This is a genomic window from Flagellimonas sp., from assembly GCF_965233845.1.
In the GTDB taxonomy this organism is placed as follows: Bacteria; Bacteroidota; Bacteroidia; order Flavobacteriales; family Flavobacteriaceae; genus Flagellimonas.
In genome coordinates, this window is record NZ_OZ247584.1 from 1,279,016 (window position 1) to 1,304,803 (window position 25,788).

Below are 25,788 nucleotides of genomic sequence, written 5' to 3' on the forward strand. Positions count from 1 at the left end.
ATTTTCAAGTTAAGTAAACCGTACGCCTTTTGAATCTTAATGTGAAAGCCGCCAATAAAAAGTACAACAATGTCAAACCCCAAAGCCTTGCCCATTCAATGTTCACCTCGTTGAATGGAGCCCCCATTTGGGTAAGCTTGACAAGCCCTCTTGCCCCAGAGGTAGAGGGCAACAATTCACTCGTATATTTAAATAAGGGGTTCAACCCTTCATAGGGGTATGAAAGGCCACTCAGCATCAAGGCTGGAATTGCCAAAATCGACAGAAACAATATGGCATCCTCTCTCCTTTTGAAGAAGTAACTGATAAATATGCCTAAAAAAACAAGTGCCATGATGTAGGGTAGTGCGAATAAATAAATGGAGCCCAGCGATGCCCTTAGCGGAAAAGAAAACAAATAAAAGATCAAACCAAATTGAATGGGCAGCAGCACCAAGAAAATGGAGAGATAGGTACTGGCCCTGCCAAGTAGAATAATCATTGGTCTTCTAGGCCTCAATGTTGTCTCGGCCTCAATCTTTTGCTCAAAATAGGTGCCACCTAAAATTCCGATGGCCAGTAGGATCACCAATTGTAGGATCAAGGCAGTGACCGTGGGAATTAGGTAGGTGCCATAGCCTCCCGCAGGGTTGAACAGATTGGTCGTAACCGTTGCCACGGGCGCGACCGAGCTCAAGCCACCACCAGAGGCAATTGCCCTTTTTACTTTGATGTCCCCGTTAAAATAGCCTTGTGCGATCGCAACAGAACCATAGACGGCTCGATATAAGATCAAATTTGATGCATCTGCATAGACAGAAACTGTTGGTTGCTTGTTGGTGGCTATTTCTTGTCCAAACCGTGCAGGAATGATAAAAATGCCCGATACCTTGCCTGAATACATGGCTTTTTTTGCTGTTGCCAAATCAGGATACCGACCAACGGTCTTCACACTGGGGTTGGCATTCACCATTTGAATAAACTCCCTGCTTGATTTTGAAAAATCTTGGTCAATAGCTGCCACCGGCACGTCGTACACCACCTCTTTGTTGTACACTATTGAATAGATCACCAGTATGAGTACTGCCATTGAAACGAAGGTAAGTACCACGGCCTTGTCTTTGGTAATGGCTTTCCATTCATTTTTGAAAGCTTTTTTGAAGCTTTCTTGCCAATTGCTATGTTCGTGTTCTTGTAACATCATTATGCCGCAGTTGCATACTTGCCTTTTAATAATAGTTGTTGATACTTGATTCCTCCATACCAAAGCAATAGAACGGTCATGACCATCAATACGGCTAGCTTGGGTATTATGTAAAATGAAGGAATGTTGCGCTGGGTCTCGGCCAATAGAATTTGAAAATAGTGTGTAAACGGAAAAATTTGAGCGAACCATTGAAAAAATACGGGCATGCCCATTATCGGAAAGGTTAACCCAGATAAACTGAGCGAAAGCGCAGCTACGGCGTTTCCCTTGGTCATTGCCTCACGAAGGCTGTTGCTTGTTGCAACGAACACCAGCGCAAATGCCTGTGTTGAAACAATAAGCAAGAAAAGGGCCAGCAAAAGTATCACCCTATTTCCGAACAACGGGTAGTCAAGCAAGTCAAAAATACTGAGGTGGATAACAAGGCCCAGCAGAAAAAACCATAGCGTGTGGGGAAGCAGCTTGCCAAACAGAATGATTTTTAGATCATTGCCACCTATCTTTAAAAGTTTCTCTGCCGTATCATACTTAAGATTCAAACCCAGGATATAGACCGATGACATCATCACAAAAATTTGAAGGAATACCAATAAAAAACCGGGCACCATATAATACTTGTAGTTCACATACGGGTTTGAAAGAGTATGCGCCATCAGCCGAACGGGTTGCAGGTTTTTCCAGGCTTGCCTAACTGTATTGCCGTTGGCAAGTTGGGCTTGAAGCTGTATTGCCGATGATACCGTGCCCACTGCGGATCGTACCGCCCTTCCCTCAAGCCCTGCGGGTATCAAAAGGCTGTTGTTGAGTTCACTGATGATCACCGGTTGCTTGGCAAGCCTTAAATCGCGCTCAAAATTTTGGGGAATGATAACAAACCCATAGGTTTCTGTTGATTGTACCAGTCTTTCAGCTTCCCTTTTAGAGGCTGGGTTATGGGTGACCTTCAATTCTGGAGTGGCCTCCAAATTGGCAATCAATTGCCTCGATGTGGCAGAATTGTCATTGTCAACTATGGCAACCGGAAGATTTCTGACCACTCCGGTCTTCATAAAATCGCCGAAGAACCAAAAAAGCAGAAAGGGAAGAATGACCATGAACACCAACAGGTTTCTGTGCCTCAACACAGTGCCCAACTCATGTATGGCAACGTTCAAAATTCTCTTCATGGCTTACCCGTCAAATTGTGAACCATCGACCAAAACGCTCATGCCTGGACGTAGCCGTCCGCCACCCTGTACAGGGCGGGCCTTGATCTCAAAGGTTCTCACATCAAACTCGCCCCTTGTCTTTGTGGCGTTCCATGTGGCAAAATCACCGAGGGGAGCTATGAAATATACCTTGAACTTCAGCTGTTCATTGCCCAGTGCGGGTACGGTGGCCATAAATTCAGACTCTTTTTCAAAGTGCATTATCTCGGTTTCCTTGATATTTAAAACGGCATAAGAGTTCTCTAGATCTACGAGATGTACCACCGGCATGCCCGCACCGATCAACTCGCCTTTTTCCGGCAAAAACTCCAGTACCTCGCCGTCTAGGTTTGAGACAATTTCTCGTTCGCCCCGCATTATTTCGAGCTCTTGCAGTGCCCCTGATGCTTGATTTTCATTGGCTCTGGCGGCGGCAATGTCTTCTTTTCGTACCGCATCTGTGGCGATGATATATCGGTTGTATGCAACATTTTCATCTTGAATGGCAGCTTCCATTTTTGCAAAGGCCTCATCCCTATCTTGTTCAGGAAGCAATCCGTCCTTGTATAGATTCTCAATGCGCTGATATGTTTTTCTCATTACTTCTGAAGCGGCCTTTGCCTTTTTATAGACACTCTTTGCGGCCGCTATCTCTTCGGGCCTGGCACCTCTCAGGGCTTTCAGCTTCATGGCTTCGGCCGCACTCTTCGCGGCCAGGGCCTGAGACTCCCTGGCATCGAGTTCGGGGCTCTCCAAGGTGGCCAAAAGTTGGCCTTCGGTCACTGATCCACCTTCATTGACCTCAATGGTCTTTAAGCGAGAGGTTATTTTGGCCGAAAGGTAAATCTCGGTCGCCTCAATCCGCCCTTGAAAAACCAATTCTTCAGGTTTTAGAAATATCCATAGTATGCTCAATACCACTACAAGTGCGGCAATTATGCCCAGAAGTGTCTTGCTAAAGCCCTTGTTTTTCATTGTCGAGGTGTTTTTTTATTGCTGTATATAATCTTCTGTTTCGCCGATATGAACCATCAATTCACCTTTTGTCTTGCTGAATTCGTAAAGTGCTTGCAGCTTTAGAAATTGGATTTGTGAGAGTCTCATCGTGGCATCAATGACTTCCAAAGAAGTGCCCAGACCTTGTTGAAAAGCCCTTTCACGCATAAACTTCAGCCTTTCGGCCAGTTGTTCTTCCTTTTCCAGGCCTATAAAAAGGTCGAATTGCTTTTCCATCGTACTGTAGAGCCTCTCGGTATAGGTCAACAAATCTTTCTCTACCTGAATCTTTGTTGCATCGGCCTTCAATTGGTTAAGTTCAGCGGCTTTTATTTTATGTTCTCTTTGAAATCCATTGAAAATGTTCCATTCCATGCCCAATCCAACGTACCAGTTAACTTGGCCCAACGCCAGGTTTTCATTGAAAAACCGATAGTTTCCCACAACCGCCAAACTTGGAAGATAGGCGCTTTTTTCTGCCTTAATACCTGTTTTGGTCAGTTCTTCCGTTTTATGCAATAGCTGAAGTTGAATGTTGTTCTGCAACATTTTTTCTTGGTATTGCTCTAGGGCAGTCACGGTTTCTGGACTTTTGAAAAGGGAGGAGAGATTGTCAAATTGTTCAAATCCGATGAGTTTTTTCAGTGCCGTTTCTGTCAAGCTATAATCTTTTTGGGCCGCCTTAAGCTCACGTTGGGCATTTGACAGGGCCACTTCAGCGTTAAGGGTCTCAACCTCGGCAATGATCCCGTTTGCAAAAAACTTGTCGGCCCGTTCTTTGTGGCGCTGTACGGAACTCAAGACCTCTTGCCTCAATTCCACCAGTTCATAGGTCAACTTGGCACCATAGTATGTCTCTATCAATTGAATGGTGAGTCCATTCTCTTGCAGATCTTGCTGGTCGTGGGCCATATCATGTCTAAGGGAAGCTGCTTCGTTTGCAGCATTGATGCGTCCTCCAGTAAACAGCGGCCAACTCAGCTCGGCACTTGCAAAAGCAAAATCCTGGCCTTGTAGCAATCGTTGCCAGTCACCTAGGGCTTCGGGGTCGTCAATTTGCAAAAAACCTGCTACCAAATCACGCTGAGGAGTAAGGTCTACAGAGATATCGTCTTGAAGGTGCAGGTAAGTTCCCGAGATGACCAAAGAGGGATAGTGAAGCCCCTGTTGAGCCTTTTTCTCTTCTGATGTTTTTTCGGTATTAAACACCGCCGATTTGAACCTGCCGTTGTTTTCCAGCAGCAGTCCATGGGCATCCGAGAGTGACAAGTCCTGCGCCATGACCGATGGTAACAGCAATGAAAAACATATCGAAAGAAAGAGGTACTTCAATATCCCAAGTCTAGGGTAACCTTCCGAAAAGGTATCGGTTTTTGTGTTCATTTTATTCTTGCTTTTTTTGTGGCGAACATTGGAAGGGGTTGTGATTGCCCCATCTTTTTACCAATTTCGCGGTAAAAGTAAAGGTCGCGGTCGAGGGAAATTCTGACCTAGGTCAGACAAAATCTTGAAGGTGTTGTTGAAGGTTTGAACTTAACTCAACACTTTTATAATTTTCATTTGCTTTTCTGAATACCCGTAATATTTCAAGTTCGTTTCCAGCACGGTCGGTTTATCCAAAATTGACTTAAAATGGGAGAAGCACTCAAAACTGTATTTACCATGATAACGGCCCATGCCACTGTGGCCCACACCACCAAAAGGTAGATTGGGGTTTGAAATTTGCATTACACAATCGTTTATTGCCCCACTTCCAAAAGGGATTTCATTTAAGAATCTTTCCTTCGTTGCACTGCTGTGAGAGAAGAGATAAGCAGCCAATGGCTTTTCGAACCTTTTAATGATTTCAAATGCTTCATCAATGGTTTCATATTCAATGACTGGAAGTATGGGGCCAAAAATCTCTTCTTGCATCACCGCATCATCTAAAGAAACATCGTGCAAAATAGTGGGGTCTATGATGCGTTCTTCCCGGTTATGTGTACCGCCATAATAAACCTTGTCAGGGTCGATCAGATTGACTACGCGATCAAAATTTCTTTCATTGATGATTTGGACATAATTGTTATTTTCCCTCGAGAAATTATTCTTTTCAATCTCTTCCACAGCGAACTTTAGAAATTCTTCCTTGATGTCCCTGTGCACCAAGGCATAATCGGTGGTGATACAAAATTGGCCCGAATTGACAAACTTTGCCCAGATCATTCGTTTGACACCCATCTTTAGAGCGCAGTCCTTGGTAAAAATAGCAGGGTTTTTTCCGCCCAATTCCAAGGTGACATTCGTCAAACTTTCCGCTGCGGCCTTGTTTACGATTTTACCGACTTTTGGGCTACCAGTAAAGAAAATTTTATCATATCGCTGCTTCAACAGTGCGGTCGTTTCAGGTATGGCACCTTCTACGACCCTCAAATAATTAGGGTCAAAGTTTTCATTGATGATTTTTGCCATGATGCTGCTCGTTCTCGCTGGTAGTTCACTAGGCTTCACAATGGTTGTGTTGCCCGCGGCCATTGAGCCTACCAATGGGGTAAGTGATAAGTTATAAGGTAAATTCCACGCCCCGATCACTAAACTAACACCCAATGGTTCTGGTACCAAATAACTTTTGGCCGGAAAATTCAGCAAGTTGGTTTTGACGCTTTTGTGTTGTGCCCATTTTTTAAGCCTCTTAATAGCTATGTCGATCTCATCAATAAGCGGATAAATTTCGACCAGTTGGTTCTCATATTTTGACTTGCCAAAATCTTTGTAGATGGCGTCATGCATCTCATCTTCATGTTGAAGTAAAATCTCTTTCAGTTTTTTAAGTTGCTCAAGCCTAAAACCGATGGGTCTTGTTGCATTGGTATTGAAGTAAGCTCTTTGATTTTGTACAAGTTGTTCTACTTCAACTTCAAAATCTGTTTTATCAATAGCCTTGTTCATAAGTCTTTATTTGAAATTATCTTTTATTGGACTTCTTGACCTTTTCGTACCATCATGAGCTGCATTTTTTTCGGGATCAACGGCACAAATGACAATTGCAGACGCTGCGACCAAGGAAGCCCTGAAATAACTTCCAATTTTCCTTCCATCATGGCATCATAACCATCTTTTGCGACATCTGAAACCTGAGCAGTGTTTTTATAAATGGAGGTTTTGTCCATTCCTGAAATTGCCCCAAAGTTAGTCTCCGTTGGTCCCGGTAGCAGCGCGGTAACACTGACATTGGTGTTGTGCAGCTCCCCTGATAGGGCATTGCTGAAAGAAGTCACATACGCCTTTGTGGCAAAATAGACAGCTTGCAAAGGTCCTGGGATCAAACTGGCAGTGGAAGATACGTTCAGGATCTTTCCAGAATTGCGCTCGACAAATTCGGGCAGAAAAAACCGGGTCAGTGAGGTCAGGGCTAGGATATTCACTTGAATCATCGCCAGGTCTTTCACCCAAGGGCGCTCATAAAACTTCCCAATGCCACCGAATCCTGCATTGTTGATCAGATAGTCTATTCCGATTCCAAGGCCTTTGACCTCTTCGTAAATTTCTTGTGTGGCGGTAGGTTGCGTTAGATTCTTGACAATGGTATAAACCTCAACACTGTTTTGATTCTCAATTTCAGCCTTAAGGGTTTTAAGTCCTTCAGTATTGATGTCAACAGCTATTATGCCGGCACCCCGTGAAGCATGAATCTTGGCGAATTCTTTCCCAATACCGCCAGCTGCCCCAGTAATCAATGCTACGTTTTTCATTGCGATAATTTTTGAATATTAAAAATGTATCACAAATTTACAGGTAGAGAAAGCGGGTAAAATTAACCTATGGTAAAAAATGGAATCATAGATTTTTTCTGATCCTGCTTAAGCTTTGAGCCGTAATCCCCAAGTAAGAAGCGATATGACCAAGCTTTGCCTTTTGAAACAAGTATGGGTGCTCTTTCATTAGTTTCAGATATCGTTCTTCGGCGGTTTCTGTCTGAATGCCAATGACCCTCCTGCTCAAAACCATGGCGAACTCGGCATACAAATTTCTAAATGCCTTTTCCGTTGACTGGAATTGGGAGATGATCGTATTGAGTTGTTCTGAAGTGATCAATATTAATTCCGTGTCTTCAAGTGCTTCAAAAAAGAGGATATTTTCCTCCCGCTTTAGAAAACTAAATGGTGAGGTAATCATAGAGTTTTCTGAAGAAAACCAATGGGTTATCTCATTTCCGTCTAAGTCAAGGTAATAAATGCGTATAAACCCTTTCAAGACAAAATAGAAATAATCGCATCGCTGCCCTGCCTCAAGCAATAGCTCTCCCTTTTTTATAGAACGGGTGGTCAATCCAAGACGATGTTCAATATTCCATTCTATCAGGTTTTTTGAAGTAATATATTTATCTGCCCTGACCATAAGCCCAACGTTTTGACTGATACATAAAATTCAATTAAACGTAATTGAAAGTTTGGATACTAATAACTGAAAATACGAAAAGGCACTTTTTGTATTACAAAAAGATTGATAAATATACCAAATAAGTGGGTCGAACCATGGAACATGGATGTTTCATGGTTCAACCCACCAATAGCACAACCTAATTATGATTTGCTCCAAGTAGGTGATTCATTTGAAGAACATCAGTGATCAAACGTCTTTGAATCGGTGCAACTGCATCATTGAGCTCTACTGTCCCAAAATCTTGGCCTACCACTGTGCGTACAGGACGTTGGCCTTGTTCTGAATGGACAAGTTGTGAAATGGCATCCGCAACATGTTGTGGGTCAACATCTGGGCTTCCACTTTTAAACATGGCATCGAACCCCTCTAAAGTGGTCCCTGGAACATTGGCATCTTCCCCGTATGTTTTAAGAACTTCAGAATCAGCCTCCTTGGGACCACTGTGCAATAAGTTGGTGGCAAAGGGACCGGGCTCTACAATGCTGACATCCACGCCGTAAGGTGCCAGTTCATAGCCCAAAGATTCAAAATAGGCCTCCATGGCCCATTTGCTAGCACAGTACACGCCAAAATAGGGAAATGCCAACCTGCCGGCAACAGAAGAAACGTTGGTAATCAAGCCGCCATTTTTCCTCAACAACGGAAGAAAAGCTTTGGCCACCCTAATCGGACCATAAAAATTGACACTCATTTGATCTTCGATTTGCTCAATGCTATAGGCTTCCGAGATTCCAACGAACATAGTTCCGGCATTGTTGATGAGCACATCGATATGCGCTGCCTCTTTTTGAATTTCAATGGCAGCACGGTCTATGGAATTTTGGTCTTTTACATCCAATTCCACCACTTTGATGTTGAGACCTTCCCTGTCGGCAATCTTTAGCAGTTCGTCTCTCTTTGTGGCATTGCCACCATTGACATTCCTCATTGTAGCGAACACGTGGTGCCCTTTTCGAGCCAAGGTTAGTACTGTTAGGTAACCAAAGCCGTTGCTACTGCCTGTAACAATTACATTTTGAATTTGTTTTGACATTTTTAAACATTTAGAATTAATATTGATTGAAGTGAGATGATCTCCCAGTCTTTTTTACTTCCCTGGTTTTGTACGGTTAATTTTTCGTGCCCATTGTTTGAAAATTTTCACGTTGGAAAAAATGGACTACATACCCATTTAATTTACCTACTTCGATTTGGGCCTGCTCTATTTCCAATTCCAAAACATGACCACTTTGTTTTTTGTCTTCGGAGAGGAAATGGAAATGAAAACCGGGAACATTCACGCCTTTTAGAGAAGGAGGCACAAAAAAGCCAACAATGTTTCCAACGACCTTCTGGATTTCAAACAATTTTTGGTCCTTCGCTATTTCAGAAAATTCAGGATAAGGCTTGGTCACGGGACTGTAGGTTCTTGTTTTTAACGCGTTGAACGTACCGGAAATCTTTATTGCGTAGATATAATCGGATTTTTGGAAACGATTTTTAAGGTGCTTTTCCAGGGTTTCCTTTGTAAACCTTTTGTTGACCGACCACTTTAAATCGACCGAAAAGTTAGAGACAAAGGCCAGAGGTGTTTTGTCTTTCAACTTTAGCTCAAAGGTCCTGCCATTGGCTTTGGTCTGATATATTTTCCCATCCAAAATGGTTACCTCACCATCTATTTTATCTGCTGCTGCCAAACCAAAATCTCCGTGTTCAAGTAGGGACTTATAAGTGTAGTTTCCGTCATAGAGTTTACCTGATATAAAGGCATCTACAGAACTATAGTGAAACAATTTGTTGGAAATGTTTGAATGCATGGTCCTGTCGTCTGCGGTCGTCATCTTGGTCTTTGATGTATCATTATTGTTTTGGTCTTTGTCATTTTGAGGATACAGAGGCCCGCTGCACAGTAAAAATGGCACGATCATGTAGATTGCGATTATGGCTTCTTTGTTACTCACCGGTAACTTCTTTAAGTGCCAAAGTGCCGTTCACCGCTGCAGGAAATCCTGAAAATATGCCCATCAGAATCATTATTTCGGCTACCTCTTCCTTGCTTGCGCCCAAGTTCATGGCTCCCCTAATATGGAATTTGAGCTGATCAGTTAGGCCCAGTGCAGTTAGCGCTGAAATGGTGGCCATTTCCCTTGTTTTGTAGTCAAGGCCCGGTCGGGCCAAGATATCGGCAAAACCGTATTCCAGGACATATTTCATAAAGTCTGGGGAAACATCTTCAAAGGCTTCATTGAGCTTGTCAAGAGGTGCCGCATCTAACTTTTCCAACTGTGCAATCCCCACGTCCATTCTCGTTTTTCCCTCGGGAATTTCAACTTGTTTGCTGTGGCCCTTGGGGTCTTTGGCACCCTGTGCCTTTCTTTCTTCCAGAACTTCTTTTAAAATGGTCATGCCGTTCACCGCAGAAGGAAACCCAGAATACACTGACATTTGCAGGATTACTTCTTGTACTTCGGCAATGGTCCACCCTACGTTCAATGCTGCATGAAGATGTACTTTGAGCTGAGCTCTGACATTGCCCATTGCTGTAAGTCCGGCCACGATCACAATTTCTTTGGTTTTGTGATCTAGGAGGGGTCTTTCGTAAATGTCCCCGAAGGCAAAAGCTATGATGTATGTGGCCAGGTCAGGTGATATACCTTCAAGGGACGCCACTATTTTTTCACCGGCTTTTCCGTCAATGGTTTTTAAGTTTTCCCAACCAATTTGGTATTTTTCGCTGTGTATTTTGTTCATGGATTTGTTTTTTTGACTGTATGCCTGTTCCCCTAGGACTAAGAACAATAGGGCAAGTAGCGTTTTAGGGTTAACGTTTGGAAAATTGGACTTCAATTTCATGTAGTTTGTAGGTATTAATAGACTGGTCGTCTAGTATATGGTTAAATTTTTTTATACCAGGATCTGTGTTCTTAAAAATTTCACTAGAATTTTCATGGGCTCGTTGCTTTTAATGGACTTCGTTCTCAAAATGGCACCTTCCCATGAATTGACGATAAAGCTTGCCAGCTCTTCAGGGGATACCTCTGTTTTTAGTTCCCCATTGTTTTTTGCTTCTTTGAGACAAACAATAAATTGGTTCTCCATTTTTAGGAATTCATTTTCCAAGGTAGAGGAGAAACACTCCTTTTGGTCGGCAAGTTCCGTACTGCAATTGCCCAACAGACAGCCTTCTTTAAACTCCTTTTTTTCATATACATCTTGGATGTCTTCAAAAAGGGCAAAAATTCTTTGCAAGGGCGCTATGGATGTGTTTGATAAAAATGAAGCTATGTACTGCAGTGAATTGACCCCATGCTTTTGTATTACCTGAAGACCAAAGTCCTCTTTGTTTTTGAAATAATGGTAGAACGACCCTTTGGGCACCTGGGCTCCATCCAAGACTTCTTGAATACCAATGCCATTATAACCCTTTTGGGCAATCAGGTCAACGCCAACCTCCAAAATTTTGTCTCGTGTTTCCTCCTTCATGGTCCAAATATATAAAATTATTAGACCGGTCGTCTATGGTCATAAGAATTTAACCTTTTTTTAGATAGTCACTTATATTGATTCGGTCAACAGCGGCGGGCTATTGGATGTCAAAGGTGTTACGAACAGCCTTGGAGTCAAGAAATTTCCTTAAGGACAACAGCAGGTCATCGGGCTCTTGGTAATTATGGTTTTGGTATAGTTTCCGGTAAGCGGCATGACCTTCATTTTCATATTCCACCAGTTTTTTTTCAACGACACTTTCAATCTTGGCAACTACCTTTTTCTGAAATTGTAGGTTGTTGGGGTCTACGTACCCCTTTTTGATGAACCCCAGTGTTTTCTTAGCACAACGGCACGGGTTCTTTTTGTTGATCAAACCACATTTACCGTTCATGAATCCATACAATTGTTTTCTGGCCCTGCTTAACCTTTTGCGAAACGCATCTCGGTTTATTTCCAAAATTTCACTGGCAGTGGTATCCGGTAGTTCAAATAGTTCGCCCATCACATAGACAAGACGTTGTTGAGGCGTTAAGCATAGAAGCATACCTTTCATACAACTCAGTTTTGCCTCTTCGACAATCAATTTTTTATCTACATTGAACGAATCTTCCAAATCGACATTTTTTATTTGATCAAGACTATTTCCATAGTCCTCCCAAGAGATAACCTGATCATGGTACTTTGACCTTTTTGCATTCAGAAAATGGTTTTTGATGATTCGGTACACCCAAGTCTGAAATTTACTTTCACCCTTAAATTGACTGAGGTTGGTTATTACCTTGATGAGCACCTCTTGAAGCAGGTCAGCTGCCTCGTTACTGTCCGCGGTTAAATTTAGGGCTACGTTGTAGATCCAACTTTGGTGCTTTTTGATTAAATTTTCCAAAGCTGATTTATTACCTGACAGCGCATTTTTGATGAGCAGTTCATCTGCTTCTAAAATTTTTGACACATTAAATCTTGACATAACATTGTTTAAAAAGAAAAAGCCCTTTGACTCTTCAAAGAGCTTTTCAACTATTACTTCTTATCCATTAAATATTGTCCATGTGGATTATCGAATATCATAAGCCAACTTCCGTCTTCTTGTTTGCGCAAAACAGCAATGGATAAGCCACTTTGTTCGATTTTCGTTCCGTCAGGAGCTGTCCCAAGCATTGTCCATGGGGCCAAATGAACCGCTGAATCGCCCGTCACATATATCTCGTGACCACTGTAAGTGAATTTGGGATTGATCGCAAAAGCTCCCAGGAATGTTTCTTTCAACTCCCTTTTATCGGAAATCGGCCGTTCAGGTTCAAATACCACCATCGCACTGGAATCATAGGTAGTCATGATTCCATCTATATCCTTATTGTGGAATGCTGTGGTCATTTTAGTGATGACCTGCATTACCTTTTCTTCTTCCACGTTCATTGTCTTATGTAAGGTTCGATGACTCTGCGCGTGACTATGGTAGCCTGAAACGAATAAAACTAACACGATAATTTTTTTAACCATTTTATCCATGATAAAAATTTTATGATTTTGGATTAATATTAAGATGCGGCTTTTGCCATTTGCCAATGATCAGTCCAGAGATTAGGGCCGTTAATGTAAAATAGGGCATGTTTACCGCGAAGAGCAAAAACCTGCCCGAAAACAACCAAGGACCGATAATGACCTGTAGCAAGAAGGCCAACGAGACCAAGGCCCCTATTTTTAGCCCATCAGCAACGCCAAATTTTTTAGAGTACATTAAAATAATGGCAAAACCGTAGGATGACATCACACCTACGATAAAACTGGTTATGGTCGCCCATATGGGTGGGGTTTCAGGATTTGACACTTCGGCACCGATGGCCCAGGTTTCACCGAACAAGGGACCATACCATACGAATGCCAATAAAAAGTTCACAAAACTTGCTGCTAGTATTGCAAAATGGTTCAGATTGATTTTTACCTCCATAACTCAAATGTTTGATTCCAATATTTTTTTCAACAATTGCAACTCTTCAGCCAATTGCTTTCGTTGTTCCTCCAAGGTGCCCTCAAGCAATTCCAATGGTACCGGGGGCGCCATCAGCACGAATGAGAAGATTGCGGATCGCCCTCCATCATTTGGAATGATTCGAGAATAGGCCCGGCCAATACTACCGTCGGGCATTTCCATAACGGTATCAACAGTGCCCAATGCGCTGTTGGAGTTCATTTTAAGCCCGACCTTCATCTTTCCGTTGGGCGTTTGCATGTAGGCCATGTTATCCTCCACATCAGAAAATCCGATGGCCCATTTCGGCACGTTGGCAGGTTCGGCCACGAATTCAAATACTTTTTTTGGATTTGCACTGATGGCAATGCTTTGGACATCAAAATTTTGTTTAGTCATAATGTTTATTTTTTATTGTATGTAGATTGGACACATGGATAAGAAAAGTGTGACCGTAGCATATCTTTTTAAATCGACGAAGGGAAGTGATCGGGACCGACTAATGGTGAGTTGAAAATGGAGATGTTTTTTTAGAGGAAAAGCAGTTAAAAGTAAAATTCCTAAAACATCTGTCAAGAGATATTGGACAACGTGTTAATAGGAGAAGCATGGCTTTGCTCGGGACAGTCCAGTATGGAGTGGGCGATTAAGAAATTGCGCAATAGGTTTTCTAAGGGGTTAAATGATATTTTACTAAAATCAAAAAATCTATCCATTCACTTGTTCCATGTAAAACATGAAAAAAACCTGAGTCCCAAAAATGATTTTGATGATAAATGGGAAGAAGCGAATGCCGTTTCTGTTTCCAACTTCAGTGTGACTGATACTATTTCGGCAAACTTTTGTATGAAACTCTTGGGGTTTCCATTGGCTTAATTCCTCTAATTGAGGCGGTACCTGCATCCAGGCATGTATGAAGAAGGTTTGAAGTCTTTTCATCCGGCCCTTCTGGATGTTAAGAAGGACGAGTTCTTTAGCAAAACCCCAACCTTCCTGTTTGATGCAATGATTAATCCCATATTAGGTTTTGAAATTCAAGGAGTCCGTCCGGCAATTTTTTTGAATTGTCCAGTGAAATTTGAAATTTTATTATATCCAGATTTATAGGAAACCCTTGATATGTTAGAATTATATTGGTGCAACAATTTGCGGACATGCCCAATTCTCACCTCATTGACGTGTTCGTTGAATGTTTTTCTTTTGACTTTTTTAAACCAACGGCTAGAAGCTGATGGACTCATAGGCGAGATGGTTGCCACTTCCCTAAGACTAAAGTTGCCTTTGTTAATGTTTTTAAAGATATAATAATGGGTTTACTCATTATTTTATTATTCCCTAAAAAAAAAGGAAACACATGGTGCTCAACACTGAACGAATTATTAGAAGTATTGATCCTGTCTAAATAACGAAGCTTCATTTTTTAAACCTATGATTCTACTAAAAATGCAAAGAACACAAACAAAATTAACCGATTGGTCAATAAAAAAGTAGGTAATGTCAAAAAAGTATCATAATCAGCCTTTGCTTAATAGGAATTTTATGCTCCAATTGGTAAGAGGAGATTTAGTTTGCATTAGGACTTTTGAGGGGCATCAAATTTAGAATATGATAGTGTCTAGCGAAACCCTTGTTTTAAGAATGGGAACAGAACGAAAAAGACGCCTTCCATTTTACCTTTCATTTTCTTTCTGAGGATTGAAAAAGCCTTGGTAATATGTCCTTCCACAGCCTTAGTGGATACACTTAAATACTCAGCTATTTCCAAATTGGTCAACCCTTCTTGCTTGCTTAACAAAAAAACCTGTTTGCATTTTGGGGGAAGGTTTTGTATTTCGCGTCTGACCAGGGCAATTTGCTTTTCAAGTAAAGACTGGTCTTGTTCTACAATGTGGCCCAAAGCATCGATATATTTTTTTTCCAATAAGGTCACCGCTTGTCTTTTTCTGTATTGATCGATAAACTCGTTATATACGGATTTATGAAGAAAGTTGGAGAAAGAGAAATTGGCATTCAACCGATTTTTTCTTTCCCACACCTTTATAAATACTTGCTGAACTATATCTTGGGCGACTACGGGATCATTGGTCAAACTGCTGGCATAGGCGCATAATTTGTGACTGTATCTATCCACCATATATGCATAGGCCTTCTCATTTCCCTTTTTGAGATGTTGGATTAAAACAAACTCCTTCTCAAATGCTACTTCCATCGGGCTTAATGTATAAAAAAAATCAAAATGTTATGGAATTAAAAAAAAATGTTAAAAAAACTAGGGTTTAATAAAATGGCTGCGTGATAATATAAAGCATTGGAAAAAATCGAACGGATAATTGCAAAATTCTTAGTCAATTCAATAACCAGTGAAGAACTGGACGAGTTATCTATTTGGCTCAGAGAACCTGAAAACGAACAAATTTTTTATGACCTGGTTAAGGTAAACCATACCACCAATTACATTATGGGCAATTTCGACAACGAAGAGATCAAACGTTTTTTATTGACAAAAATCAAGAACGATAAACGTTCAATATATTGGGGTAAGTTTGGAAGCACAATTAAGTACGCAGCGACAATCGCAGTATTACTTGTCTTGGGACTGGTTTATAGGGCAATTCAGCACGAGGAACACCACCCGCCCTTACTAATTGAGGATAAGAGTATCTCGTTAAAATTGGCCAATGGCGAGGTAAAGATCATGAAAGAGGACGGGACTTTTGAAATGGTTAATGAGAAAGGCGAAGTGGTCGCAAAGCAGAACGGAGGACAATTGACCTACAATAACGGAACGGGCCAAAAAAAACTTCAGTACAACCAATTGAACGTTCCCTATGGAAAACAAATGCAATTGACCCTATCTGATGGCACCTTGGTTTATTTGAATGCAGGGAGTTCATTGAGATATCCTGTGGAATTTATCGAAGATGAAGGTACTAGGCAGGTGTTTTTGCAGGGGGAAGCCTTTTTTGATGTGACCAAGAATGAATCCGCTCCATTTTTGGTGAATACGGACGGAATCAATGTTCAGGTTTTGGGTACACAGTTTAGCGTTTCGTCATACTCGGACGACCCGGCCACACAAGTGGTTTTGGTGGAAGGTTCGGTTGAATTGCTTAAAAATGCTGTTGGGAAAAACAATGAGCCGATTGTTCTGGTTCCGGGAGAAAAAGGAGAATTGGGCCGATATCTGGATGCGGAGATCCAAGTGGAAAGGGTGAATACCGAGCTCTATACGTCTTGGATGAAAGGTGAGCTGTTGTTTAGGAAAAGTACACTGGGCAATATGCTTCGAACTCTGGAACGTTACTACAACATTACCGTTGTCAACACCAATAAAGATTTTGAAGGGGTGCTGTTCAATGCCAGCTTTAAAAAAGAGCCGATAGAAAATATATTGATCTACCTGGATGATGTATTGGGAATGGACTATACAATTGAAAACAATACTGTCATTATAAACTAAAACTAGTAAACCAACAAATCTAACAACTCAAGAAACCACACTTTATGAACTGACCAATATCTCCTGATTTTTTAATTTTTAAGAGGATTGTCCTGTCCACCTTTGGCTTCATATTGTGTGGAGTAAGCTGGGGCATGCGCTCTTAACCCGTGTAACTGGACTGAACCAATTCCAGCTTGGATCGGAATTTTGAACCAATAAACTAAAAAATCGGAAAATGCTGCGAACATTTCCCGATTGAAAGTAATGTGATTAAATACAATAAATAACCACAACAACCATTTAAAAATATGAAAATAAAGCCACAAACAGGTGGGTTACTATTGCAAAATTTTAAGTTTGATTTAAAAATGAAATTAACCTCAATATTCATTTTGATAGTTATGCTTAATCTTCAAGCAAATAACACCTATTCGCAAAAGACCAGAATAAGTTTGGATTTTGAAGATGTAACTACTGAAAACGTGTTGGAAGCGATTGAGCGGTCAACCGATTTTAGGTTTGTCTATAAACTTGAAGACGTCAATCTGCAGCGATTGATAACAATAAATGTAAAGGACCAACGAATAAAGGCGGTTTTGGATATCCTTTTTGATGGGACCTTAACGGATTATAAGGTAAGGAACACACAGGTAATGCTCAGAAAAAGGGTTCAGAACAATACAGGACCAGTTGGGGCGAATGAATCGATGCAGTTCACGGTAAGTGGAGCAGTTACAGATGGTGATGGTAATCCATTACCTGGAGCCAGTATTGTTGAGAAAGGAACTGCCAATGGTACGGATACCGATTTTGACGGTAATTTTAGTATTGATGTTTCCGATGAAAATGCTGTTCTTGAAGTATCCTATATTGGTTTTGTTACCCAAAGCATACCGCTTTCTGGGCGGACATCTTTGGGTATTGTGCTTGTCGAAGATACCGCTCAATTGGAGGAAGTTGTAGTGGTAGGGTATGGTGTCCAAGAAAGAAAGACTGTTGCCGGTGCCGTGGATCAAATTGATTCAGAAATCCTGGAAAACAGACCCGTGAACAATGTGACTACGGCATTGCAAGGAGCAATACCAGGTCTCACAATAACTAAATCGAGCGGACAACCTGGCAGAGAGAATTTCAATATAAACATCCGAGGTTTTTCGTCGATCAATAATGGTAATAACCCTCTGGTCGTTATAGATGGGATTCCGGGTTCTCTGGATTTATTGAATCCAAATGACATAGCCAATGTAACAGTATTGAAAGATGCGGCTGCAGCCATTTATGGGGCTCGTGCAGCTGGAGGTGTTCTTTTAATAACCACCAAAAGAGGAAAAAAAGGAGAAAAGCCTAAAATTGAACTTAGTTCAACCTACTCAATCAACACTCCTGCAAACTTGTTTGAGTTGGTAGATGTTAGGCAGTGGGCTGAAATGGAGATTGATGCCATAGCCAATGCAGGAGGTACTTCTGGTTGGGTGGATTGGATAGACAATATAGGGCCGGACACTCCACCATTACCACTAGATCCTGCGGGGAATGCCATTTTCTTTCAAACTACAAATTTGAATGATCTTGTGTTTGAGAATGGCCATCAACAACAGTACAACGCCAATGTAAGTGGGGGTGGGGAGCATTCCGATTACCTATTTTCAGCTGGTTATGTGTTTACTGACGGTATTATTGCTCCGGCACCGGATGATAATGAAAGGCTTAACCTAAGAATGAACTATGGTTTTGACATTTCTGATAAATTGAGACTGGATACCCGTATCTCCCTTGAAGATAACAAGCGAAGGGAAACGGCGGATGTTCATACAGGAGCACGTTTAAGTGGTACGGACAGGGCATTGGAATCTGTGGTGTCCAACTATGTCTGGTTTCCTGCATTGACAGAAGGCGGGAATTACTTTGGCCAATGGGGATGGGGAAGTCCTTTAGGGTCATTTGACAATGGTGTTAAAACACAGAACACACAGGTTATAAGAACAAATGTTAAGGCAACTTTTAAGCCGGTAAAAGGTCTTACCATAACAGGTCAGGCTGGTCTTACAAGTACAAATAGGAATACCGAAAATATTACAAAGCAAGTACCATACTATAATTTCCGTGATGAGTTTCAATATTTCGAATATGGTACTGACATTCCGTTTGTATATAAACAAAATGAGAAAACTACCTATCGAAATTATACGGCATATTTCGATTATGAAACCCTAATAGCTGATAAGCATAATGTAGCCGTCACCGGAGGTGCCAGCCATGAAGAGCAAGAATACCAATGGTTTTTGGGCCAAAGACAGGGTTTTTCCCAAGAGGAGTTGTTTGCGCTAAACTTGGGAGGTTCAGACAATGTAATTTCTGAAGGTGGTGGTGAGCATTGGGCAATTAAGTCTTTCTTTGGAAGGGCCCGTTATTCGTTTGATTCCAAATATATAGCTGAATTTAATTTCAGAAGGGACGGAACTTCCCGTTTTTCTCCAGACCAAAGGTGGGGTAACTTTTATGGTGTTTTTGGTGCCTGGGTACTTTCGGAAGAAAAATTCATGGCAGATCAAAATATTTTTGATAACCTAAAGTTGCGCGTTTCTTGGGGTACAACAGGAAATCAAGATGCTGGTGGCTTATACGATTATTTACCTAATATTAATCTGGGAACATTTAATTACGCTTTTGGTGATTCCCCTGCACCAACATTATCGGCATCAGAGGCAGGACTGGTCTCCACAATAAGGTCATGGGAAGAACTTAAAACAACCAATTTCGGTTTTGATGTAGCTTTCTTGGATTCTAGGTTGAATGTTGGATTTGATTATTTCGTCAAGAAAAATGACAATATGTTGGTTGGAGTTAATTTACCGGCTGTTTTGGGCGGAAGTCCACCAAGTCAAAACATTGGGGAATTGGAGACCAAAGGCTGGGAATTGAATTTAGGTTGGAATGACCAAACAGAATCCGGTTTTTCATATGGTGTTAGATTTAATGTGGCAGATAATAAAAACAAATTAATCGACTTAAATGGTGCTGATTTAGCCAGTTCCGGTTTAAATGGCACACGAGAAGGTTTTCCGATAAATACGTATTTCGGATACAGGTTTACAGGGTTGATACAGACCCAAGAGCAACTAGATACGTTTGCCAGTCTAGAAAATTTACCCTCAAGCCAGTTGGGTCTTGGTGATTCAATGTTCGAGGATATAAATGGCGATGGAAGAATTTCAGTAGTGGATGATGAAGGAAATGATGCTGATATTGTTCCGCTTGGAACAGTTGACCCACGATACACCTTTGGTGTAAACCTGAATGCCGCTTTCAAAGGATGGGATTTTAGTGCATTCATTCAAGGGGTAGCAAAACGTACACATTTCTACTCGGGGGATTTTGCTATTCCATGGTCACAACCTTGGAGGCCACCAATTAAAAGATTCTATGGCACTACTTGGACTCCTGAAAACACAGATGCTCCGTACCCAAGATTAATTACGAATGATGTAAGGTGGCATAACTGGAGGCACTCTACCTTGTTCAAACAGAATGGTGCTTATGCACGTTTGAAAAACGTCACTTTGGGATATACATTGCCCGTTGACGTGACCAATAAAGTGGGAATTGACAAAATTAGATTGTTTTTCAGTGGTGAGGATTTGTTAACGATTGATCATCTAGATGGAGGTTATGACGCTGAGAATAGCGGTGCTACTAATATTTATCCGTTTACTAAGCGTTACGCTTTTGGGGTAAACATAACACTTTAAAAATTATGAGAAAGACTATAGATAAAATTAAAGCAATAGGACTAATTGTTTTGACAATAACCATAAGTTCATGTGACAAAGATTTGGATTTGGCACCATTGGATCAACTTTCACCAGCTACTTTTTGGAAAAGTGGGGATGATTGGAAGTATTGGGCAAATAATTTCTACAACGGCTTAGGAGGTCACGGCAATGGAACCCTGGACCTTAATTCGGACCTAAGCATGGGACAAGGTACAAATGCAGTAAGTGCAGGAAATAACCTTGTGCCCCAATCAGACGATGCATACTCTAATCCCTATGGAGGAATTCGCTCAATTAACATTGCCCTTGCCCAATATGAAGAGGCTTTGCCAGAAATTCAATCAGAGGCGGAAAGGTATGTTGCTGAACTGCGCTTTTTCCGTGCCTGGACCTACTTCGGGTTACTAAAGAGTTATGGCGGTGTAATCTTGGTTGACAAACCTTTGGAGATCAATTCAGAGGAGTTGTTCGCTGCTAGATCAAGTAGAACTGCAATTACGGACTTTATAATATCCGATTTGGACTGGGCTAGTTCCAGATTGCCAGGTTATAATGAACTGGTAGGAGCGGATATAGGTCGTATATCATCTGAGGCTGCCCTGGCATTTAAGTCAAGAGTGGCTCTTTTTGAAGGTACGTGGCAAAAGTACCATGGTGGAAATGAGAGTGATCGTTTCTTGGATATGGCCATTAACGCTGCCAATGCAGTTGTTAATAGTGGTGCTTTTGAATTGTTTGATGATTATGGAGCCGATAGTTATTATTTCCTGTTTTTGGATGAAGGAGAAGGTAGTTCAGAAACTATTTTGGCACGCAGATATGATGCCGCCATAAATTCAACGCATAACACCTCACGATGGGTAGATACTCAACATGCAGCACCTACAAAAAACTTGGCCGATTTATATCTCTGTACTGATGGGTTGCCTATTTCGGATTCTCCTTTATTTCAAGGTAGGGCAACATTAAGTTCGGAATTTGAAGATAGAGATTGGAGAATGTTGGGAACAATTATGAAACCAGGCACCGTTAGAAATGTAGACGGTGACGATATTGTACAACAGCCAGCAATTGGTACAGGTAACGGATTAACAAATACCGGGTATCAATCCAGAAAGTTCCTTGCCAATGGGGCTAATGCAACTTCGGGGGCGCAAACCTATGATTTTATGGCTATACGCTATGCCGAAGTATTGCTTAATCTTGCAGAGGCCTTGTATGAAAAAGATGGAAATATTTTAGATGCAGACCTTAACAGAACCATCAACCTTTTAAGGACAAGGGCAGGGGTGGCGAATTTAACCAATGCCTTTGTTACAGTCAATTCCCTTGATATGTTGGAAGAAATCAGAAGGGAGAGAAGTGTTGAGCTGGCGTATGAAGGATTTAGATTTGACGATCTAAGGCGTTGGCAAACTGCAGAGAATGTGCTGCCTGTAGCGTTGAGAGGTGTACAGTTTGAAGGAACTGAATTTGAAACGGAATACCCAGATGTAACTGTTAATGTAGATGGGGACGGATTTATAATAGCGGATGATGCCAGTGTTAGGCAATTCGCGCAAAAGAATTACTTGTTCCCAATCCCTACAGATGAAATTCAGTTAAATGAAAATCTTGAGCAAAACCCTGGATGGTAGGTGTTTGGGTAAAATCATAATGTTTGAGTTAGGTTAGTTATGGTAAGCCCGCAGGGACCATTGGTTGCTACGGGCTTTACTTTTGTATGATGGGACAAGGAAAAACCATCAATTAAAAATGATCCCTCTTGTACATTTTTTATAGACTTGTGGAAATTTCAAGGTTGTTTGGTCCTAAGCCCTTACACTAATGTTCTGACTAAAATCTACACAAGTATGGATAAACAGTACATTTAATTTTTTGGACAATTTGCTTTATTCGTACCAAGGTTTTCCATAAATCTCAACTAGTTGATTTTTTAAAGGTCAAACGACAATAAAGACATAATTGCACTACGATGTTTGTATTCCGATGTAGTCCAAAATATTGCATGCTATGATTTCAAAAACACAAAGAGACTTTTTTATCGCACCTTTTATGGCATTGTGCATAAGTGTTGGATGTTTAGCCCAGACAGGGCCAAATACCTATAGGGTCAAGTCAACCGACACCAAGGAAACCATTGTGGAAAAAGCGGCGAAAATTGTCCCGACCAAAAATCAGTACAATTACAAAAAACTCGAATACACCTGCTTTGTCCATTTTGGGGTGAATACGTTCACCCAAAAAGAATGGGGCGATGGTTTTGAGGAACCAAGAATCTTTGATTTAAGGAATTTGGACACCGATCAATGGTGTCGTGTGGCTAAGGAAGCAGGCATGAAATTGGTGATGTTCACAGCAAAACACCATGACGGTTTTGTCTTATGGCAATCACGCTATACAACTCACGGGGTAATGTCCTCTCCCTTTAAAAATGGAAAGGGCGACGTGCTACTGGAGCTAGCCGAATCATGCAAAAAATATGGACTGAAACTTGGGGTTTATCTATCACCTGCCGATTTATACCAAATTGAAAACAAAGAGGGCCTTTATGGAAACCTGAGCAAATGTTACGACAGGGTCATTCCGCGCCCAGTTGAAGGTCGCCCCTTCAAGGACAAACGCACATTTACATTTAATGTGGATGATTACAACGAGTACTTTCTAAACCAACTTTTTGAACTTCTTACCGAATATGGGCCAATCCACGAGGTATGGTTTGACGGCGCCCATCCCAAACGTAAAGGGGATCAGAAATACAATTACCTGGCTTGGAAAAAGCTGATCAGAACATTGGCACCAGAGGCCGTAATTTTTGGGAAAGAAGACGTAAGATGGGCAGGTAATGAATCTGGTGCCACAAGGGTATCGGAATGGGACGTGGTTACTTTTGACCAAGATCCGCATCAAATGCACTTATTCCCGGATATGTATGGGGATTTGGGTAGTCGGGAAGTGCTTTACAATGGGGCCTACCTACATTTTCTTTGTTCTGAGACCGACACCTCAATACGTGAAGGTTGGTTCTATCGAAATGATGATGAGCAAGGAGTGCGCAGCGCTGAAGACGTATTCGATATCTATGAACGATGCATAGGAGGCAATACCAACTTACTTTTAAATATTCCACCGAATAGAAATGGACGCTTTTCGGATGAAGATGTGGCCGTTCTAAAAGAAGTAGGCAAACGAATCAAAGAAACTTACGGTATAGACCTTCTAGAAGGTGCCAAAGGTGATGGGAATCTATTGGATGGGGATGAAAACACCTATGTGATGGCCAAAGGAGGCAAGGGGAGCTATGTAGTCAACTTACCTAAAGAAACTACACTGAACAGATTCACATTACAAGAAGCCATTCATTTACACGGCCAACGCATAGAAAAACACGCTTTGGACGCATGGCTCCATGGCGAATGGCAACAAGTGGCTGAAGCTACTACGGTAGGGTATAAACGGATCCTTCGTTTTCCAGAGATAACCACGAATAGGTTGCGATTGCGAATTATGGAAGGACGCTTATCACCGGCTATTTCCGCTGTGTCGGCCCATTATTATACCCCACGCCCCCCACAATTGGAAATTGAAAGAAACCTTGATGGAATGGTGGGTATAAGCCCCAAGAAAAAGGACTTCTCATGGAAGAGCCATGGGATTGATTTCCATAAAAATCTTACAAATAACTTGGTTATAAGGTACACTAAGGATGGGAGTGAACCCAATGAACAGTCGCCTATTTATAATGCTCCATTTTCTTTGGAATCTGGGAATGTAAAAGCCAAGGCTTTTGCCAAAACGCAGGTGGGAAGTCTGGCAGAAAGAGCATTTGGTTTGGTAAAGAAAAACTGGGAAGTAGAGGGGGAAAGTAGTTCAGAACATAAAAGCATCCATGCCGTTGATGCTGATCCAAACACGTTTTGGAATTCTGGACAAGGTGAACCTATATTGACCATAGACCTTAAGAAGGCCCAGACCATTTCAGGATTTATTTACACCCCTCCATTGAATTTTAAGGAAGGACTCATAGAAAAAGGTATTTTCAGAGTAAGCAAAGACGGTAAAAATTGGAAGGAAGTAGTGGTTTTTGATCAGGGCAACCTAATCAACGATCCGACCCCCAGAACCACTAGATTTAAGAAAGTGGTAAAAGCACGTTTTGTGCAAATGGAACTTATAAATGGTGCGGGCGGAAGCACATCGGCAACTGTGGCCGAGTTGGATATTCTTGGAGAATAAGGTGTTAAAATTGGAAAGATGAAAGTAAAATATGTCAGCAAGCTTTCGTTGGTTTCCCTTCTGGGTTTTCCGATTAAACGGAGTACGATATGGAAAATGCCAAGATAAAGCTCGATACCATGGCTGCCCTAAGCAGCGCTTGCAATAAAAATGACACCATGTTCGGGACATATTATTCCAATGTTGATTGGTATCATCCGGATTGGGAACCTTATCGATACGACGGCCCTGGCCCTTTAATAGCCAAACAGAAGGATAGTCCCAATCTCGACCGGTATTTTAAGTTCATGGAGAATCAGGTGAAAGAATTGATTTCCAAGTATGATGTGGACCTTATTCAATTTGATGGCGAATGGGATGCCACATACACCCATGAAGTTGGCTCTAAGCTGTATAGGGAGTTTCACACAGTAAAACCCGATATTCCTTTAAGTTCCAGAATTGATATCGGCAGAAAGGCGGAAGGTAAAACCAACCATATGAAAATGGATGGGCTAAAATATGCTGGAGACCATCAAGAACGTGAAAGGGCGGTAAACCATGGCAATAATGTCACAGGATGGATGAATCACCCCTGGCAAGCTTGGGTAACTATTGATAAAACACAATGGGCTTACAATCACGATCCGGTGTTGATGTCTGCCGATGAATTAATAATGAATATGGTAGGTGTGGTGGGCAATAATGGTAACTACATGATCAATCTGGGGCCGCGTCCCGATGGTAGTTTTGAACCTGAACAAGTTGTATTAATGGACGAGTTGGGCAAGTGGTTGAATATACATGCTCAGGCTATATACGGTATAAGGGGAGGGCCTTTCTATCCTTTCAAGGAAGGAGTGAGCACCCGAAAGGGCAGAAAAGCATGGTTGTTTATTACCGATAAAACAGTAAAGTACATTGCTTTGGATAATCCCCTTCAGAAACTTATAGGGGCAAGGGTTTTCAATGGCGAACAGGATGTGGTTTTTTCCGTTAAGGGAACAAAATTGCAATTTGATCTGTCAAATGTGGATTATCCTGGACCAGTTACTGTCATTGAATTGGAATTCGATAAAGAAGTTCAAATGGGGAACAGGCCCAAATTCAAGTAAATGCTCCAAATTATA

22 protein-coding genes are annotated in these 25,788 nt (G+C 41.5%); 5 read left to right on the forward strand and 17 right to left on the reverse strand.

Going from position 1 to position 25,788, the window contains the following annotated elements; translation table 11 throughout:
• Window positions 1-4: 4 nt before the first annotated feature.
• From ACO6S0_RS05705 to ACO6S0_RS05785, 17 genes are all read right to left on the reverse strand, one after another.
• Window positions 5-1,183, reverse strand: a complete 1,179-nt coding sequence (locus ACO6S0_RS05705) for an ABC transporter permease (RefSeq protein ID WP_422351035.1) — start codon at window positions 1,181-1,183, stop codon at window positions 5-7.
• The gene (locus ACO6S0_RS05710) at window positions 1,183-2,352 is read right to left on the reverse strand and encodes an ABC transporter permease (RefSeq protein ID WP_422351036.1); all 1,170 of its coding nucleotides are present in this window, start codon (window positions 2,350-2,352) and stop codon (window positions 1,183-1,185) included. The genes ACO6S0_RS05705 and ACO6S0_RS05710 overlap by 1 nt, the downstream gene beginning before the upstream one ends.
• A 3-nt stretch (window positions 2,353-2,355) precedes the next feature.
• The gene (locus ACO6S0_RS05715) at window positions 2,356-3,348 is read right to left on the reverse strand and encodes an HlyD family secretion protein (RefSeq protein ID WP_422351037.1); all 993 of its coding nucleotides are present in this window, start codon (window positions 3,346-3,348) and stop codon (window positions 2,356-2,358) included.
• 15 nt (window positions 3,349-3,363) lie between these two features.
• Window positions 3,364-4,752: a TolC family protein gene (locus tag ACO6S0_RS05720; protein WP_422351038.1), complete on the reverse strand. Its 1,389-nt coding sequence runs from the start codon at window positions 4,750-4,752 to the stop codon at window positions 3,364-3,366.
• A 150-nt stretch (window positions 4,753-4,902) separates the two neighbouring features.
• Window positions 4,903-6,297, reverse strand: coding sequence for an aldehyde dehydrogenase (locus ACO6S0_RS05725; protein ID WP_422351039.1), 1,395 nt, complete (start codon window positions 6,295-6,297; stop codon window positions 4,903-4,905).
• A 23-nt stretch (window positions 6,298-6,320) separates the two neighbouring features.
• Window positions 6,321-7,100, reverse strand: coding sequence for an SDR family NAD(P)-dependent oxidoreductase (locus ACO6S0_RS05730; RefSeq protein ID WP_422351040.1), 780 nt, complete (start codon window positions 7,098-7,100; stop codon window positions 6,321-6,323).
• Window positions 7,101-7,185: 85 nt separating this feature from the next.
• A complete protein-coding gene (locus tag ACO6S0_RS05735) occupies window positions 7,186-7,746 on the reverse strand; it encodes a Crp/Fnr family transcriptional regulator (RefSeq protein WP_422351041.1) in 561 nt (186 codons plus the stop codon).
• A 181-nt stretch (window positions 7,747-7,927) separates the two neighbouring features.
• Complete coding sequence (locus ACO6S0_RS05740; RefSeq protein ID WP_422351042.1) at window positions 7,928-8,824, reverse strand: SDR family oxidoreductase; 897 nt, start codon at window positions 8,822-8,824, stop codon at window positions 7,928-7,930.
• A gap of 76 nt (window positions 8,825-8,900) precedes the next feature.
• Window positions 8,901-9,731, reverse strand: a complete 831-nt coding sequence (gene budA, locus ACO6S0_RS05745; protein ID WP_422351043.1) for an acetolactate decarboxylase — start codon at window positions 9,729-9,731, stop codon at window positions 8,901-8,903.
• A complete protein-coding gene (locus ACO6S0_RS05750) occupies window positions 9,724-10,521 on the reverse strand; it encodes a carboxymuconolactone decarboxylase family protein (RefSeq protein ID WP_422351044.1) in 798 nt (265 codons plus the stop codon). The genes budA and ACO6S0_RS05750 overlap by 8 nt, the downstream gene beginning before the upstream one ends.
• Window positions 10,522-10,674: 153 nt before the next feature.
• Window positions 10,675-11,253, reverse strand: coding sequence for a TetR family transcriptional regulator C-terminal domain-containing protein (locus ACO6S0_RS05755; RefSeq protein ID WP_422351045.1), 579 nt, complete (start codon window positions 11,251-11,253; stop codon window positions 10,675-10,677).
• A gap of 100 nt (window positions 11,254-11,353) precedes the next feature.
• A complete protein-coding gene (locus ACO6S0_RS05760) occupies window positions 11,354-12,226 on the reverse strand; it encodes an RNA polymerase sigma factor (RefSeq protein ID WP_422351046.1) in 873 nt (290 codons plus the stop codon).
• Window positions 12,227-12,279: 53 nt separating this feature from the next.
• Window positions 12,280-12,768 carry a YybH family protein gene (locus ACO6S0_RS05765; RefSeq protein WP_422351047.1) on the reverse strand — a complete coding sequence of 163 codons (489 nt, stop codon included), beginning with the start codon at window positions 12,766-12,768 and terminating at the stop codon, window positions 12,280-12,282.
• A gap of 10 nt (window positions 12,769-12,778) precedes the next feature.
• Window positions 12,779-13,207, reverse strand: a complete 429-nt coding sequence (locus tag ACO6S0_RS05770) for a DUF1761 domain-containing protein (RefSeq protein WP_422351048.1) — start codon at window positions 13,205-13,207, stop codon at window positions 12,779-12,781.
• 3 nt (window positions 13,208-13,210) lie between these two features.
• Complete coding sequence (locus tag ACO6S0_RS05775; RefSeq protein WP_422351049.1) at window positions 13,211-13,627, reverse strand: hypothetical protein; 417 nt, start codon at window positions 13,625-13,627, stop codon at window positions 13,211-13,213.
• A 635-nt stretch (window positions 13,628-14,262) separates the two neighbouring features.
• Window positions 14,263-14,487: a helix-turn-helix domain-containing protein gene (locus ACO6S0_RS05780; RefSeq protein WP_422351050.1), complete on the reverse strand. Its 225-nt coding sequence runs from the start codon at window positions 14,485-14,487 to the stop codon at window positions 14,263-14,265.
• Between the two features lie 356 nt (window positions 14,488-14,843).
• Window positions 14,844-15,437 (reverse strand): RNA polymerase sigma factor, encoded by a 594-nt coding sequence (locus ACO6S0_RS05785; RefSeq protein ID WP_422351051.1) that lies wholly within the window; start codon window positions 15,435-15,437, stop codon window positions 14,844-14,846.
• Between the two features lie 99 nt (window positions 15,438-15,536).
• Here ACO6S0_RS05785 and ACO6S0_RS05790 point away from each other — a divergent pair, with 99 nt between their 5' ends.
• From ACO6S0_RS05790 to ACO6S0_RS05810, 5 genes are all read left to right on the forward strand, one after another.
• Window positions 15,537-16,688, forward strand: coding sequence for a FecR family protein (locus ACO6S0_RS05790; protein ID WP_422351052.1), 1,152 nt, complete (start codon window positions 15,537-15,539; stop codon window positions 16,686-16,688).
• A 383-nt stretch (window positions 16,689-17,071) separates the two neighbouring features.
• Window positions 17,072-20,419, forward strand: coding sequence for a TonB-dependent receptor (locus ACO6S0_RS05795; RefSeq protein WP_422351053.1), 3,348 nt, complete (start codon window positions 17,072-17,074; stop codon window positions 20,417-20,419).
• A 5-nt stretch (window positions 20,420-20,424) separates the two neighbouring features.
• Window positions 20,425-22,080, forward strand: a complete 1,656-nt coding sequence (locus ACO6S0_RS05800; protein WP_422351054.1) for a RagB/SusD family nutrient uptake outer membrane protein — start codon at window positions 20,425-20,427, stop codon at window positions 22,078-22,080.
• A 376-nt stretch (window positions 22,081-22,456) separates the two neighbouring features.
• The gene (locus ACO6S0_RS05805) at window positions 22,457-24,679 is read left to right on the forward strand and encodes an alpha-L-fucosidase (RefSeq protein ID WP_422351055.1); all 2,223 of its coding nucleotides are present in this window, start codon (window positions 22,457-22,459) and stop codon (window positions 24,677-24,679) included.
• An 89-nt stretch (window positions 24,680-24,768) separates the two neighbouring features.
• Complete coding sequence (locus ACO6S0_RS05810; protein WP_422351056.1) at window positions 24,769-25,773, forward strand: alpha-L-fucosidase; 1,005 nt, start codon at window positions 24,769-24,771, stop codon at window positions 25,771-25,773.
• Window positions 25,774-25,788 lie beyond the last annotated feature (15 nt).